Annotated in this window: 16 protein-coding genes; 5 read left to right on the forward strand and 11 right to left on the reverse strand. The window is 59.7% G+C overall.

Going from position 1 to position 15,621, the window contains the following annotated elements; all coding sequences use genetic code 11:
• The 5 genes from A3C3_RS0117560 to A3C3_RS0117580 all read right to left on the reverse strand — a co-directional run bounded on the left by A3C3_RS0117560 (window position 1) and on the right by A3C3_RS0117580 (window position 3,540).
• Window positions 1-2,172, reverse strand: a complete 2,172-nt coding sequence (locus A3C3_RS0117560) for a CHASE2 domain-containing protein (protein WP_022715887.1) — start codon at window positions 2,170-2,172, stop codon at window positions 1-3.
• Window positions 2,173-2,349: 177 nt separating this feature from the next.
• A complete protein-coding gene (locus A3C3_RS0117565) occupies window positions 2,350-2,580 on the reverse strand; it encodes a hypothetical protein (RefSeq protein ID WP_022715888.1) in 231 nt (76 codons plus the stop codon).
• A gap of 52 nt (window positions 2,581-2,632) precedes the next feature.
• A complete protein-coding gene (rpsU, locus tag A3C3_RS0117570) occupies window positions 2,633-2,869 on the reverse strand; it encodes a 30S ribosomal protein S21 (RefSeq protein WP_022715889.1) in 237 nt (78 codons plus the stop codon).
• A 51-nt stretch (window positions 2,870-2,920) separates the two neighbouring features.
• Entirely contained in the window at window positions 2,921-3,223 is a 303-nt protein-coding gene (locus tag A3C3_RS0117575; protein ID WP_022715890.1) for a hypothetical protein, read from the reverse strand.
• 107 nt (window positions 3,224-3,330) lie between these two features.
• Window positions 3,331-3,540, reverse strand: coding sequence for a cold-shock protein (locus tag A3C3_RS0117580; protein WP_028739741.1), 210 nt, complete (start codon window positions 3,538-3,540; stop codon window positions 3,331-3,333).
• Window positions 3,541-3,906: 366 nt separating this feature from the next.
• Here A3C3_RS0117580 and rpsU (A3C3_RS0117585) point away from each other — a divergent pair, with 366 nt between their 5' ends.
• The 5 genes from rpsU (A3C3_RS0117585) (at window position 3,907) to A3C3_RS0117605 (ending at window position 8,637) form a co-directional block, all read left to right on the forward strand.
• A complete protein-coding gene (rpsU, locus tag A3C3_RS0117585; RefSeq protein WP_003585885.1) occupies window positions 3,907-4,119 on the forward strand; it encodes a 30S ribosomal protein S21 in 213 nt (70 codons plus the stop codon).
• A gap of 138 nt (window positions 4,120-4,257) precedes the next feature.
• Window positions 4,258-5,127, forward strand: a complete 870-nt coding sequence (locus tag A3C3_RS0117590) for a tetratricopeptide repeat protein (protein WP_022715892.1) — start codon at window positions 4,258-4,260, stop codon at window positions 5,125-5,127.
• A 27-nt stretch (window positions 5,128-5,154) separates the two neighbouring features.
• Complete coding sequence (locus tag A3C3_RS0117595; RefSeq protein WP_022715893.1) at window positions 5,155-6,219, forward strand: NAD(P)/FAD-dependent oxidoreductase; 1,065 nt, start codon at window positions 5,155-5,157, stop codon at window positions 6,217-6,219.
• A 218-nt stretch (window positions 6,220-6,437) separates the two neighbouring features.
• Window positions 6,438-8,096, forward strand: coding sequence for a sensor histidine kinase (locus A3C3_RS0117600; RefSeq protein WP_028739742.1), 1,659 nt, complete (start codon window positions 6,438-6,440; stop codon window positions 8,094-8,096).
• A gap of 61 nt (window positions 8,097-8,157) precedes the next feature.
• Window positions 8,158-8,637, forward strand: a complete 480-nt coding sequence (locus tag A3C3_RS0117605; protein ID WP_022715895.1) for a DUF992 domain-containing protein — start codon at window positions 8,158-8,160, stop codon at window positions 8,635-8,637.
• A 92-nt stretch (window positions 8,638-8,729) separates the two neighbouring features.
• Here A3C3_RS0117605 and A3C3_RS0117610 read toward each other — a convergent pair whose 3' ends face one another.
• From A3C3_RS0117610 to A3C3_RS0117635, 6 genes are all read right to left on the reverse strand, one after another.
• The gene (locus A3C3_RS0117610; protein WP_022715896.1) at window positions 8,730-10,124 is read right to left on the reverse strand and encodes an NAD(P)(+) transhydrogenase (Re/Si-specific) subunit beta; all 1,395 of its coding nucleotides are present in this window, start codon (window positions 10,122-10,124) and stop codon (window positions 8,730-8,732) included.
• 10 nt (window positions 10,125-10,134) lie between these two features.
• Window positions 10,135-10,533: a proton-translocating transhydrogenase family protein gene (locus tag A3C3_RS0117615; RefSeq protein ID WP_022715897.1), complete on the reverse strand. Its 399-nt coding sequence runs from the start codon at window positions 10,531-10,533 to the stop codon at window positions 10,135-10,137.
• A complete protein-coding gene (locus A3C3_RS0117620; RefSeq protein ID WP_022715898.1) occupies window positions 10,523-11,680 on the reverse strand; it encodes a Re/Si-specific NAD(P)(+) transhydrogenase subunit alpha in 1,158 nt (385 codons plus the stop codon). Before A3C3_RS0117620 ends, A3C3_RS0117615 begins: the two co-directional genes overlap by 11 nt.
• Window positions 11,681-11,779: 99 nt before the next feature.
• Window positions 11,780-12,004, reverse strand: coding sequence for an aa3-type cytochrome c oxidase subunit IV (locus A3C3_RS0117625; protein WP_022715899.1), 225 nt, complete (start codon window positions 12,002-12,004; stop codon window positions 11,780-11,782).
• 117 nt (window positions 12,005-12,121) lie between these two features.
• Window positions 12,122-12,874 carry an N-acyl amino acid synthase FeeM domain-containing protein gene (locus A3C3_RS0117630; protein WP_022715900.1) on the reverse strand — a complete coding sequence of 251 codons (753 nt, stop codon included), beginning with the start codon at window positions 12,872-12,874 and terminating at the stop codon, window positions 12,122-12,124.
• Window positions 12,875-13,017: 143 nt separating this feature from the next.
• A complete protein-coding gene (locus tag A3C3_RS0117635) occupies window positions 13,018-15,321 on the reverse strand; it encodes a putative bifunctional diguanylate cyclase/phosphodiesterase (RefSeq protein ID WP_028739743.1) in 2,304 nt (767 codons plus the stop codon).
• Between the last annotated feature and the right edge of the window lie 300 nt (window positions 15,322-15,621).

Raw genomic sequence — 15,621 nt, forward strand, 5'->3', positions numbered from 1 at the left:
TCATTGTGCGGGGCGCGCTTCCTCGGAAATCGGTTCATCACGGAAATGTTCGGCCCTGCGGGAAATCCGGCGATAAAACTCTGCCAGGCCGGGAGCGATCATTTTGGTCTTCAACCTGATGGCACTGACGATCCTGCGCGTGTCGGGCGAGCGCGAGCGAAATGCCTCGATAAGCTGATTGTGGAGCTGCCGCAGCTCACCAAATTCGGCCGATTGCGTCACGCGCTCATCGCCGACGACGGCGAATAGGCGCGTCCGGCTGCTCTTTCCCTTCAGGCCGATGGTGCCCGCCTTAAGCAGCGCAGCACCTAACTGCAGCCGCGCCGTGTCCTCCGAAATCAGAATATCGAAGCCGACTTCCTTGCAGGAGGATTCGATCCGCGCAGCAACGTTCACGGCATCGCCGACGGCCGAGTAGTTGAAGCGCGTTTCGGCTCCCATATTTCCGACACAGGCAATGCCGGTATGGATGCCGATGCCGATTCCCACCGGCTGATCCTTGCCGAAGCCGAAGGCATCGGCAGCATTGAGCTCGGCAAGCGTTTCGCGCATGGCCAGAGCGGCGCGCACCGCCTTCGTCTCGTGATCGGCCACATCGACTGGCGCATTCCAGAAGGCCATGATCGAGTCGCCGATGAACTTGTCGAGCGTGCCCTCATTGGCAACGACATGGCGGCTCAGCGCGTCGAGCAGCGTGTTCAGGAATCCGACGACGGCCGTCGGCGGCAGCCGCTCACTGATTTCGGTAAAATGACGCACGTCGACGAACATGACCGTCAGTTGCCGATCGTCTCCGCCAAGGCGCAGTGCGTCGCGCGTATGCTCGATACGATAGAGAAGCGATGGCGACAGATACTGCCCGAATGCGCGGCGAACCTCGCGCCTTTCACGGTCGATCACCAGGATGCGGAACGACGTCGCGGCGAAATGCGTCACTGATCCGCTGATGATCGGAGCCAGCGGATCGAAAAGAAGCCCGGCATAGGAAAAGCAGAGCCAGGAGGCGACGACAGCAAGCGCAGTAATCGCCAAACCACAGGCCAGGGCGACCGCCGGGCTGACGAAGGTCGTCAATATCACCAAAAGGCCGCCAAGCACTGCGATGGCGAATATTTCCAGGCCATCCGCCCAATCGGGCCGCGACAGATAGCGGCCGGTCAAAATCTGCTCGACGGTCTGGGCGTGCAGCGAAACCCCCGGCACATTCTCTCCGAGCGCCGTGACACGGATATCCTGCAGCCCCGCGGCCGATGTGCCGATAAAGACGATACTTCCGTTTATCGCCGCGCTGACCTCGGCCGAGGCACCTTTTTCTGCAAGCACATGCCGCGCGGAGACATATCTCTGCGCACGGTCGGGGCTGACATAGAGCCATAGCTCGCCGGCGGCCGTCACGGGGACGACAAAATCGCCTGTCTTGACCGAGACCATGACGCCCGCCGCATCCGGCGCGCCCGCCAGCACATAGGTCGAGACGCCCTGGGCAACACGCAGCGCCTCCAGCGCCAGATTCGGATAAAGCTGCTCCCCATCCGTCAAAAACAGCGGAACTGCCCGCACGACCGACGAAGAGCTGCCCGGATTGAGACTGATATGACCGATGCCAGCGGCGTTCGCTTCAAGGCGCGGACGTAACGGCGTTGCGGCATTGATATGCGGGGGTGCGCCGACGGGACTCTCGCCGGTGAAGGCGAAGCCTGCCTTGACCGACGGGCGATAGGTTCCCTCGTTGGTCAAGCCGAAGCCGAGCACGACAGGCTTATCAGCAATCGAATCGGCGAAAATCTCGTCATTGTCCGGCAATTGCGACAGCAGCGACGGATCGATGCCGGACACATTGCCTAAGACGGCCCGTGGCGAAAGCCGGTCCGGCTCGGCAAAGAGAATGTCGAAGGCGATCGCCGCCGCACCCATCTCGGACAACCTGTCGACGAGCAGAGCCAGCCTGTCTCTCGGCCACGGCCACTGGCCGAATTCGCGCAGCGATGCCTCGTCAATATCGATGACCCGAACCGGCAGCTCTTCGAAGGACCGCGGCGATAAGCGCTGGTATTCGTCGAAGGTCACATCGCGGATCGATCGCAGCAGCTGTGGATCGCTGGCCCGCAGCAGGGTGAGCACGGCAACAATCGCCAAGCCGATGATGACACCGATTTGCTGCGCGCGTGTCATGAACCCGATGGCGCCCCCTACGCTGCAAGCCGCTGAGCAGCGAAGAAAGGCTACGCCGCTTTAGCGCCGAACGCCATCCTGTCGCAGAACTGGCACGCAGCATAAAGAGAGATTGTGTCGGAGCGCGTGGGAATCGGGCAGACGCCGTCCGGGGAGGGACCGCGTTTTGCAATAAACCTATTGGCCGGCCGATTTGATTGAAACCTTGCGCTTCCTTTTCGGAGCCGGAAGTTCGGGCTCAGCTTCGGCCTGCCGCTGCAGACGGAGGGCTTTCAGCTTCTCCGTCTTTTTTTCACGCAGTTTTGCTTCGTCTGCAATAATCGCCCGCGCCGTGTGATCCGTGGCTTCCGCCTTGTCGCGGGCCGACATCTTCGTGGCGTTGAAGAATGCGTCCTTTGTGGCAGTCATTCACTTTTCCTTGGATGGTTCGCGATTTGGAAACCACGCTCGCAAGCGACACTCAACGTGTATTTGCGGCCTTTTTGGGCATCGGCAGCAAACCTTCGCGCTGCATCTTCTTGCGCGCGAGTTTCCGCTGACGGCGGATAGCTTCGCCCTTTTCGCGGGCGCGCTTCTCGGATGGCTTTTCATAGGCGCTGCGCGCCTTCATTTCACGAAACAGACCTTCGCGCTGCATCTTCTTCTTGAGAACGCGAAGAGCCTGGTCGACATTGTTGTCCCTGACGAGAACCTGCAAAATCTTATCCTTTCGCGGCAATGGATGCCGTATCGTTAACGAGGGGAGGCGTTACTTTCGAACCTTGATGCTGGACGTCTTCAGCCAAGGCTCGGCATTGGAAGTTTGGGCTACCTGAGCGCCTGAAATCCGCGGCGGGGATTCGGTCGCATCGATATCAAGCGCTGTTATCCTGCGCTCGAAGTTTTCGGCCTCGAACCGAACACGGTACTGTACATGTCCATGGTCGTTCGGCAGGACGCCGACGACCTTGCATCGCCTGTCGGCAGCGGCCGTTCGGGTGAGACCGGACTTCAGCACGACAAAGTCACCTATTTTATAGGTCGGCTTTGCCTTATAGTTCGGCTTTGGCATCACGGTGCTCTTTCAAAATGTCAAAAAGGCCGGGCGTTCTACCCGACCTCTTCCCGTCATTCAGCCTGCTGCCAGTACATCCGTGGTCAGCCGTGGCAAATGACAAATCACGCGGCCTGGAGATTATCCGCTGCGTTCTTGCCGGACTTTTTGTCCCGGACGAGATCGTAGCGTACCTTCTGCCCGTCGGACAGCGCGCTCATGCCGGCACGCTCCACGGCGGAAATGTGAACAAATACGTCGGTCGAACCGTCGTCCGGCTGAATAAAGCCAAAGCCCTTGGCGCTATTGAACCACTTAACTGTGCCTGAATTCATGAACGATCTCCTTTCAATCGCTGCACTGCCGGGAAAAATTCGCCGGCTCTTATCGAGAGTTGAGAGGAAATCTGACAGAGCGCTCAGCGCGTGACAAAGGTCACAAGCAATATTCGATAGGCTCATATATAGGGGTATTTCTGCATACCGCAATAGCAAATGCATTTCTGGACACCGCATCCGCCAGGCAGGCGGAAGGCTTATCCGCCATTTTTTCCGCAGATCGCCATATCAGTCTGGACTTCGTGGCTTCGATCTGTTATCCCGCATCACCAATCGCAAGGCTCCGGCCGCGCGAGCCGTATAATTTTGCCCTGGCGCTGTGCCGCCGCTGGTGTCAACCAAAACCAAAGGAACGTGATTCTCGTGCAGGTACTCGTCCGCGATAACAATGTCGATCAGGCTCTCCGCGCTCTCAAGAAGAAGATGCAGCGCGAAGGCATTTTCCGCGAAATGAAGATGCGCGACTACTACGAGAAGCCGTCGCAGAAGCGCGCCCGCGAGAAGGCCGAAGCTGTTCGCCGCGTTCGCAAGCTGGCTCGCAAGCGGGCACAGCGCGAAGGTCTGGTCGCACGCTAAGCGGTGCCGTCGTTATTTCGACGTTTTCAAATGCATGTTGGCGGGGGCGATTACGTGTCGCCGCCGCCTTTTTATTTTTGCTGCTGAAGATCGCATATCCGATTGCCCCCGGATATGACGCATGGGGGAAGCGCACGAATGGCTGATTTCTTGTTCACCTCGCCCCGGTCCTTGCGCGCGCCGAAAGCGACGCTGCTGCCGGTGCTTGCAGTTCTTACCGCAATCGGCCTTGCCGGCTGCCAGACCGACAACACCTCCGATGCTGTGATCCGCCTCGACAAGGCTCAGGGGTCCGAAGAGAACATCGCCTCGCTGACCTCGGTGATCAATTCCAATCCGCGTGATCCGGAAGCATACAACGTCCGAGGCTCGGCCTATGGCCGTGCCGGTCAGTTCAAGGCCGCGCTGAACGACTTCAATACCGCCCTGCAGATCAATCCACGCTTCTTCCAGGCCTATGCCAACCGCGCGCTCGTCTATCGCAACATGGGCCAGCAGCAACAGGCGATTGCCGACTACAACGCCGCGCTGCAGATCAACCCGAGCTACGACGTCGCCTATATCGGCCGCGGCAACGTCTATCGCCAGGCCAGCCAGGACGATGCGGCATTCAACGATTTCGCCCGCGCGATCCAGCTCGGCACGACGGATGGGCGCGCCTATCACAATCGCGGCCTGATTTTCCAGAAGCGCAATCAGCAGGACAAGGCGATCGACGATTTCTCGAAGGCAATCTCGCTGTCACCGAATTCGCCCGAGCCCTATAACGGCCGCGGCATTTCCTATATCGCGCTGAACGACGACGACAATGCCTTCGCCGACTTCAACCATGCGATCGAGCTCAACGGCAACATCGCCGAATCCTGGGCCAACCAGGCGCTCGTCTATGAGCGCCGCGGCGAAAAGGACAAGGCGGCCCGTTCCTATCGCCACGCGATCGGGCTGGACCCCAAATACCAGCCGGCCCGCGACGGCCTGGCGCGCATCGGCGCGGCAACCAGCGGCTGATACCTGTAGACCACGGAGAAAAGAGCGATGGCGGCGAAACGGCATGTGATCGTCGTCGGCGCCGGTATCATAGGCGCCTCGATCGCCTGGCATTTGGCGAAGGCCGGTGCTGCTGTGACGGTCATCGCCGAAGAAACCGGCGGCGTCGCAACACCCAATTCCTTCGCCTGGATCAATGCCAGCTGGGGAAACCCCGAATTCTACTTTCATTTCCGGCGCCGCTCGATGGCGGAGTGGAAGCGGCTCGCTGCGGAGCTTCCGGGCCTGCCGCTTTCGTGGTGCGGCGGCATCTGCTGGGACCTGCCCCGCGATCAACTCGAAGCTTACGCGAAGGAGCATGGCGGGTGGGGTTACGGAATCAACCGCATCGAGCGCAGTGAGATCTCCCGCCGTGAACCCTATCTCAGTAATGCACCCGATTTTGCCCTCGCTGTCGCTGAGGAAGGCGCAGTCGAGCCGGTCGCAGCCGCGCGCATGATGCTGGCGGATGCTGAAGCGCGAGGCGCGAGATTCATCGGCGCTGCCGTTCGCAGCCTCATCCGTAGCGGAGATCACATTGCCGGCGTCGTGACGTCGCAAGGTCTGGTCGATGCGGATCATGTCGTCCTCGCTTCCGGCGCAGGATCCGTTCCCATAGCCGCGTCAGCCGGGATCACGCTGCCGATTGACGCGCCGCCCGGCCTGATCGTCCACTCCCGCCCGTTCGAGAAACGGCTGCACGGCTTGGTGATTGCGACGGAACTGCATATGCGCCAGACGACCGAAGGGCGCATCATCGCGGGCAGCGATTTCGGCGGTAGCGATCCGGGCGAAGACCGCAAGGCGACCGCGGCCGCTCTCTTTGCAAAGGTCAAAGCGAGCCTTTTGGAAAGCGACGCGCTGACACTGGATTTCCTCACTGTCGGATATCGCCCGACGCCGCGAGATGGCTTCCCGATCATCGGCAATTGCGGCATCGGCGGCCTTTACATCGCCGTTATGCATTCCGGCGTGACGCTTGCTCCGTTGGTCGGCGCGCTCGCGACAAACGAAATTCTGTCAGGCGCAACTGACGCAAGCCTCGGATCATTTCGGCTCTCCCGGTTCGCCTGACGGCACAATTGTATGACCATTACAATTCTTCCGTCAGCATGTTTTAGTGTGTTGCAACCACTTTCCCGTGCCCCTAACATGTTCCTGCTTCGATAGCAGGCTATCGGGAATCCGAACGCGTTGAGGGCACTGACGGCGATGCAGTTTTTTGCTTTCGTAACTGTTTGCGAAAATCCGGCCGGGCCATTCGCCCTCGAAAGCCTGCAAAGACTATGCCCATGAGTCTGCGCACGCGGCTGTTTCCCAAAGCTTCGATCGGCACCTACCTGATTGCCATGGCGGTCTCGATCGCCGTGCCGATCTTTGCTTTCGTCACACTCCTGCTTCTGCAGCTCGAGGACAATCAGCGCACGACGCTGCGGCGCGAGACGGCGCAAGACGCGCTGACCCTCTCTCGCTCCATTGACCGGCAGTTGCAGGACATGGCGACGACACTTCGTCTGCTCTCAACCTCGCCGGAACTCGAGAACAACGACTTCGCCTCGTTCCATGAGCGGACAGAAACGGCCCTGCGCGGCGATACACTCTACGTGATCGCCGTCGACCGAAGCGGCCAGCAGCTACTGAACACGCGCCGTGATTTCGGCACGCCGCTCAGCAAGACAGCCAATATCCCTGCGATGGAATCGGCCATCAAGTCCGGCCGTATCGAAGCATCCGACGTCTTCAAGGGAGCGACAAGCGGCGAGTGGGTCTACAATGTCACGATGCCGCTGGATGCAGGTCAAGTCGCGGCCCTGATCGTCACCCAGAATGCCAAGGACCTCGCCAGACTTGTCACGACCGAAGGGCTTGCGTCGGGTTGGTCGGCTGCGGTGATCGATCAGGGCGGCCATGTGGTGGCTTCGAGCGGCATGGCAAGCATTGCCCCTGGAACGCCGTTCGACACGCGCATCTTGCCGTCGCTTATCGCTTCACGCGGCGTCTTCGAAGACGAGGATATTCTGCCGAACCAACTCCTGGGTTATGCCCAAATTCCCGGCTGGTCCTGGAAAACGGTGGTCTGGGGACCGGTTGCCACGGCCCAGGCATCGATCCTCACGACATGGCGTTTCCTGATCGTCGGCGGCATCGCATTGCTTCTGGTCGCCGTGCTTGCGGCCTATGCCGTGGCGCGGCAGGTGCGCACTACGATCCGCGATATAGCCGACATGGCGAGCCGCATGGGCGAGGGCCAAATCGTGGCGCCGATCGATACCAGCGTCATCGAGGCAAACCAGGTCGCCGTTGCTCTCTCCAATGCCTCTTTCGATCGCAGCCAGACGGAAGACCGTCTGCATTTCATAATGCATGAGCTCGTGCATCGAACGAAGAACCTGCTCACGCTTGCCCAGGCAATGATGCGCCAACTCGCCAAACAGGCCGACAGCGTCGAAGGCTTTCAGTCGGCCGTTTCCGATCGCCTCGACGGGCTCGTCCGTTCGATTGAGCTTTTGACAAGCGAACAATGGTCCGGTGCCTCGCTCCGCCGGGTCATCGACATTCACCTGGAGGCCTTCCCGCAGGCGGCTGAACAGCTTGAGATTTCCGGAGAGGATTTTGTCGTCAAGCCGGAGGCGGTCCAGAACCTCGGCCTGACGCTGCACGAACTTGCGACCAATTCGGTGAAATACGGTGCGCTTTCCGTGCCGCAGGGCCGCGTCTTCTTCTCCTGGGCGAATATCCAGGTCGAGGATCAGTCCGAGGCAATGCTGCGTTTTATTTGGGAGGAACGGAGCGGTCCCGAGGTCGCTACACCGTCGCGCTCCGGCTTTGGAACCACCGTCATCAAGACGCATGCAGCAGCAGCCTTCCGCGGAACGGTGCAGGTGGACTACCTGCCGCAGGGCCTGATCTGGACCCTGACAGCACCGCGCAGCACGCTCGAGCGCGAATAACGGCCGGAACAATCAAAAGGATCAATTCGTTTCCGATAGGTCATCCGAAAGGAGAACGGCCATGTTTAAGCACATGATCATCGCAGCAACGGCGGCGGCAGCAGTCTTTGCAAGCCCGGCAGGCGCTGCGAACTATATCAGCCTCGGCCGTCTGGTCTGCGGATCGGAAGGCGGTCAGGGACTGATTGTCACTTCGCAGAAGAATCTCATCTGCACCTATACGCCTGCCGGAGGCGGCCCGAAAGCGGTCTATGCCGGCAAGATCGAGAAATTTGGGCTGGATATCGGCGAGACCGGCAAAAGCGTTATGATCTGGCAGGTTCTTGCCAAGACCGGCACGAACATTCCGGAATTTGCGCTTGCCGGTGAATACTACGGGATCGGCGCCGATGCCAGCCTTGGCGCAGGTGCCGGTGCCAAGGTGATCGCCGGTGGCACCAACAAGGCTTTCATGCTGCAGCCGCTGAATGTGCAGGCCCAGGAGGGCCTCAATCTCGCGATCGGCGTGGAGAAAATGACGCTGGCGCCCGCTGCTACCTGACAAAGGTCAGCGGAGATGGACAAAGGCTCGCCTCGGCGGGCCTTTTTCTACGGCTGGCATCGCTTAAAATAAAGGCCCGGCTCGGCGCTGGCTCAGTGGCCGATCGCTTTGTTGATCTCCTCGGTGACCTTCTTTGCGTCGCCGAGCAGCATCATCGTGCCATCCTTGTAGAACAGCGTATTGTCGATGCCGGCATAGCCGGAGCCGAGCGAACGCTTGACAAAGAGGCAGGTCTTGGCCTTGTCGACATCAAGGATCGGCATGCCGTAGATCGGCGAGGTCTTGTCATCGCGTGCCGCTGGATTGGTGACGTCGTTGGCACCGATGACATACGCGACATCGGCCTGGCCGAAGTCGGAATTGATGTCTTCGAGTTCGAAGACCTCGTCATAAGGCACGTTCGCTTCGGCCAGCAACACGTTCATGTGGCCGGGCATGCGGCCGGCGACCGGGTGAATTGCGTATTTGACTTCGACGCCGGCCTTCTTGAGATTGTCGGCCAGCTCGCGAAGCGCGTGCTGCGCCTGGGCAACCGCCATGCCGTAGCCCGGCACGATAATGACCTTGGAAGCGTTCGCCATCAGATAGGCGGCATCCTCTGCCGAGCCGAGCTTGACGGTCTTGTCGGAATTGTCCGCTGCCCCTGCGGAGGTCTCGCCACCGAAGCCGCCGAGAATGACGGAGATGAACGAGCGGTTCATGCCCTTGCACATGATGTAGGACAGGATCGCACCCGAAGAGCCGACCAGCGCGCCGGTGATGATCAGAGCGAGATTGCCGAGCGTGAAACCGATACCGGCTGCCGCCCACCCCGAATAGGAGTTCAGCATGGAGACGACGACCGGCATGTCGGCGCCCCCGATCGGCACGATCAGCAGCACGCCAAGCGCCAGCGAAAGCACCACGACCGCCCAGAAATCGAAATGGCTTTCGGTTGCCGCGAGCCCGATGATGAAAAAGACGATCAGCACCAGCAGCGCGATGTTGATGATATGCCGGAAGGGAAGCAGGATCGGCTTGCCGGACATGCGCCCGTCGAGCTTCAGAAAAGCGATGATCGAGCCGGTAAAGGTAAGCGCCCCGATCGCGGCGCCGATCGCCATCTCGATACGCGCCTCGCCATGGATCGAGCCGATATCGCCGATGCCGAAGGAGGCCGGTGTATAGAGCGCGGAGGCAGCAACCAGCACGGCGGCAAGGCCGACCAAGGAGTGAAAGCCCGCTACCAGCTGCGGCATAGAGGTCATCGGGATGACGCGGGCGATATAGGCGCCCGCCCCGCCGCCGATCGCCAGTCCGAGCACGATCAGCACGAAGCCGGCGAAAGAAGGCGTGGCCAGCACCAGCGTCGTGAGGATCGCCATCCCCATGCCGATCATGCCGTAGAGATTGCCCTTGCGGCTGGTGGCCGGATGGGAGAGGCCGCGCAGTGCCAGGATGAAAAGCACGCCGGAGACGAGGTAGAGGAAAGCTGCGATATTGGTCATTCGTCCGGCCTCACTTGTCCTTCTTGCGGTACATCGCCAGCATGCGCTGCGTGACGAGGAAACCGCCGAAGATGTTGACCGAGACGAGCACGAGCGCAACGAAGCCGAAGCCGGTCGCAAGCCCGCTTGCCGAAATGCCGACTGCAAGCAGCGCGCCGACGACGATGACTGAAGAGATGGCGTTGGTGACGGCCATCAGCGGCGTATGCAGCGCCGGCGTCACCGACCAGACGACGTAATAGCCGACGAAGATCGCCAGCACGAAGATTGCGAACTGGAAAATGAAGGGATCGATCGCCCCGCCCGTTGCCGCACTTGCCGCTTCCGGTGCCTGCGCGGCCGCCGCCACGACTGCGTTGACCGCCTGGTCAAGCTGCTCCAGCGCCTTGTCCATTGCTTCACTGGCCATCAGCTATCCCCTTCTTCGTCCCGCCGAATGCCGGATGCACGACATCGCCTGCATAGGTCAGCATGGTGGCTTTGATGAGTTCGTCGTCGAGATTGAGGAGGACGCTGTTCGTCTCCTTGTTGAGCATGGTCTCGAGGAAGGTGACGAGGTTCTTGGCATAGAGCGCCGAGGCGCTGGCGGCGACCCGGCCCGGCAGGTTGGCAAAGCCGATCACCTTGACGTCTTCGACATCGACGACCGTGTCTGCAACCACGCCCTCGATATTGCCGCCACGCTCGACCGCAAGATCGACGGCAACGGCGCCGGGCTTCATCGAAGCCAGCATCTGGCGCGATACGAGCTTCGGGGCAGGGCGGCCGGGGATCAGTGCCGTTGTGATGACGATGTCCTGCTTGGCGATATGCTCGGCAACAAGCGCTGCCTGTTTCGCCTGGTATTCCTTGGACATTTCCTTGGCATAGCCGCCCGCCGTCTCCGCAGCCTTGAACTCCTCGTCTTCAACGGCGATGAACTTGGCGCCGAGCGAGGCGACCTGTTCCTTTGCGGCGGGGCGAACGTCGGTGGCCGAGACCGCAGCGCCGAGGCGCCGCGCCGTCGCAATCGCCTGGAGGCCCGCCACGCCTGCACCCATCACGAAGACCTTGGCGGCCGGAACGGTACCGGCCGCCGTCATCATCATCGGCAGGGCGCGATCATAGACTGACGCTGCTTCAATGACGGCCTGATAGCCGGCGAGATTTGCCTGTGAGGAAAGAACATCCATGGACTGCGCGCGCGTAATGCGCGGCATCAGTTCCATCGCGAAGGCTGAAAGCCCTGCCTTCGCCATTGCGGCAATCGCCTCATCGTTTCCGTAGGGATCCATGATCGCGATGACGACGGCGCCGCTCTTGTAGCCGGCAATCTCCGCCTCCGTCGGGCGGCGCACTTTCAGCACCACATCCGCGGTTGCCGCATCGCCAGCCGAGCCGATCCGCGCCCCTGCAGCCTCGAATTCGCTGTCCGGCATGCGCGATAAAACGCCAGCACCTGCCTCGACCACGACGTCGAAGCCGAGGTTCCTCATCTTCTTCACAGTTTCGGCAGACGCCGCAACGCGTGTCTCGGAACCGATCGATTCTTTGGTAATGAAAACGATATTGCCCAACTGCCCCCTCCTCCGGGTCAGCCAAACCACCGCGGGCTCACCGCTCAGGCCAAGCACCTATTCAAAAATTCGGAAATGCCGCTCCTCGCCTGCTGCCGCTCAGCGCAGCAGGACGATGCCGGCAACGAAGATGATGAGAAAAACCAGGAGGCCGCCGAGAAAGCCGCTGCTGGTGAAAAAACCGGCCGTCATGGCAAGCAGCAGGGCGATCAGGAACATCGCGCCGTATTTCGCAGCCGAAATGAACATATTGTAGGTTTGTTCATGTTCCTTGTAGTCCATCGGCGCGCCGACTTCGACGGGTCCGTTGTGTTCTTCGGCCATGAAATTTCGTCTCCCTGAATGCCATGATCCCATTCAGGGCTTACACAAAGCCTGGGAAAAGCGCAATGCATGAGAATGCCGCAGCCGGTACGCTTTGCGGCATTTCATGAGCGCGGCTTAAAGCGGCAGATCGGTGCCGAACTGGCCTTCCGGCACGAAGCGAGCGGTCGGGATGATGGTGAGCGACGGCAGCGTGCTTTCGGGGCTGCGGGAAAACATCATTCGCTGTTCGCTGGCGCTGGACATAAAGAAGGGATAGCGCGTCAGAAGCTTTCGGCCAACCTCGATCACATTCGTCGCCATCAGCGTCATGTCGATTCCGTAATTCTTCGCCAGCCGGCCGGGCACGATGGTATCGGCATAGAAGACCCGCTTGTAGAACGCGGCGTGCGGGGGCCGGCAGAACTGAAGAACGCGGTCGGCACGGAAATGCGCCGCCGCAACGATGCTTGGCCTCAGCGTCAGGTAGGGAATCCACGACAGGTCGGCGGTCAGTTCCGGATCGGCCGCAAAGCGCGCCGGATCGATCAAGGTCAGCCCTGCATCCAGGAGCGAATCGATCGCCTCGGGAAAGGCGCCGGCGGACTGGCTGACGCGATGGTCCGGCGTTACATAGTGAAGTCGGACCGTGCTGACCATTTCGCCGTAATAGTAAAGACCGAAGACATAAGCATGGCTATCGAAATCGGTATCGTCCAACAGCCCTTTTGGGGCGAGCGCCAGCACATCATGGGCCTTGTAGGCCTTCCAGCGCAACCGTTCGACATCCTCCATGTCCTCGCTGCTTTCGATGCGGCGATATTCGACATGGTCCAGAATTTCGAGAAGCTTTCTTGAAAAGTCACTTGTATTCAAAGGGATTGACGCCATTGATGTTCCCGCAGTTAACGGGCCATTAATCATATCTGGTCACGCAAAGAGCAAGAATTATCAAAAATTTCTGACGTATTTGAATTATTAAGGTTAACAGACCCGGATAAATGGGCTCTTGTCGCGATGGCGGCAATCCCGGCTCAGGCGACCTTGCTGCGGCGGCGCTGGGTGACGCGACGGCTGAGTGCTTGCGAAAGGATGCCGATCTCCTTTGAGGGGACCGGCGGAGAGAAGACATAGCCCTGCACGAGATCGGCGCTGCGATGCTTGTTGAGCAATGCCAGTTGCTCAACAGTTTCCACACCCTCGATGACGATCTTGAGCCCGAGCTCGCGGGCGAGATTGACGGTACCGCACAAAAGCTTCAGACGGCGCGTGTCTTCCGCGATATTGCGAACGAAGGAGCGATCGATCTTGACGATATCGAGCGGCAACGTGTCGAGATAGCTGAGGCTGGAAAAACCCGTGCCGAAGTCATCGATCGCAATGGTAATGCCGTGTGAGCGCAATTCCGCGAGGATGGCGCGCACCGCCGCAGGCTCGTCGATGAGACAACTTTCTGTAATTTCCAGATGCAGCCGCGACGCTTTCAGGCCGGATGTTGAAAGCGCTTCCGAAACGACGGCGAGGATATCGTTGTCACGCAGGTCGCGTGCCGAGAGATTGACCGATATCGCGATGTGGTCGGGCCAGGTCATGCATTCGCTGCAGGCCTTGAAGAGGATGAACCGCGTGATGTCCGATATGATGCCCATCTCTTCGGCGAGGCGGATGAAAACGTCCGGCGGAATGGCGCCTTTTTCCGGGTGGACCCAGCGCGCCAGCGCCTCGGCGCATTCGATGCGTGTCCCATCGTTTTTGAACATCGGTTGAAACGCGACGCTGAGCGCGCCCGCAGCCACCGCTTCGCGCAAGTCCGCTTTCAGCTTCTGCTGCTCGATGTAGCGGCCATCCATTTCGTGTTCGAAGCCGGTGATACCGCCGCGCAGGCGTGACTTGCTTTCAAAGAGGGCGAGGTCCGCTTTGATGCTCCACTCCTCCATTGCAAATGCATTGCTTTCGAGGAGCGCGTAGCCGGCGCTGAGCGATACAAGGAAGGTGACCTCGTCCACTTCATAATTGCCCTGAATGTCGGCATGCACCCGGCGGATTTCGGCATCGAGCGCTTCGTTGTTCTTGGCATGCGGGAAGAAGATGACGAACTGGTCGCCCATGAGGCGGCCGACGATGGCATTGCCTGCTTCGTCCTTGATCCGTGCCGCGATCGCGCAGAGCAGGTGATCGCCGGTGATGTGGCCGCGCATGTCGTTAACGTGCTTGAACTCGTCGATGTCGAGAACCATGAAACCAAGCGGCCCACGCCTTTTCGGGTGGCGCTCGATATATTCCTTTACGAGATGACCGAAATATTCGCGGTTCGGCAGGCCGGTCAGCGCATCGAAGCGGACCATATGCAGGATCTTCTGCTCCGCCTTCACGCGGCTCGACACATCCTCGAAGATCAGAACGGCGCCGCCGTCGGCACGACGCTTCGCGGAAAATTCCAGCGAGAGGCTCTCGGGAAAATGGATCAGGGTACGCGACAGGCCCTCCTCGGCAACCTGTGTCAGTTGCCGCAGGATCAATTCCGGTTGCGAGGCATCCATGAAGCTGTAGCGCGCGCCGTAGCGCAGGACGGCACCGAGGTCGCGATCCTTCAACCGGTCCGGATCGCCGATCTTGAGAAGCTCGCAGGCCTTCCGGTTGATCACCTGGATACGGTTCGACGGATCGACCATCACGAGACCGTGCGGCATATTGTTGAGCGCGGTATCGAAACGATCGGCAATCAGCGAGATCTGCCGGTGAGCGATGACATTCTCATAAAGGAACTCGCGCACGCCGTTCGCCATCGCCCGCGTCGTCAGCCAGAAGGGAATGAGGAAGATAGAGAGGATGCCGCGATAGAAATCCAACGCCATCAGGCTGCAGACGATCATCGGCAGGCAGCAGGAGAAAGTCTGCAGGTCAACTGCCAGCCGCGAGCCGTAATTGCGGCCGACGACGGAAACCATGGTCGCCATGGTGACGGAAATGCAGGCAAGCTCCGCGAAGGAATCATGCACGACGAAGATGGCATAGCCGCTGCCGATGCCGAGAATGGCGGTAGTGCAGGCTGCACCGGCAACGAGGACACGCTCCCATCGCTCGATGCCGGCGCGCGACAGTTTCTCTTTTTCCACGCGATCGAACCGCCGGAAGGTGAGCATGCGGAGGCAAAAGACCAGGAGGGCGGCAGCCGACAGCAGAACATAGATGAAGGACTGCGTTTTGGCCGCAACTGCCAGGAACGTTGCGACATGCACAATGACGCCGGCAAGCAGCGTCATGCGGTTCCCCGAAAGAGAACTCACAAACGACAGATACACGTCGATAGGGACCCTGTTCGGGTTATGTGGTTTCATCCATACTTTCCCTGTGCGCCGGGATGATATGGGGAACCCTTTAAAAATTGATTGCCTAGACCCTAACTGTTTGGTTGTTTTTTCTAAAACCGAAGAGAGAATTTCAAGATTAAGAGCGAATTTCACAGCTATGAAGTGAAGTTTATGGAAAAATGATCCACGCTTAAGTTGCTGGTTGTACAGGCTGCATCTAGACCGCCGCATCCAAAGTCTACGACTAAAATTCTACACGGCCGTTTATTCTTTCAATTTCCGAAACCGTAGTTTACACAAATTTCAAAAGTGAGAACTTGCCGCAAA

Source organism: Rhizobium mongolense USDA 1844 (assembly GCF_000419765.1).
In the GTDB taxonomy this organism is placed as follows: Bacteria; Pseudomonadota; Alphaproteobacteria; order Rhizobiales; family Rhizobiaceae; genus Rhizobium; species Rhizobium mongolense.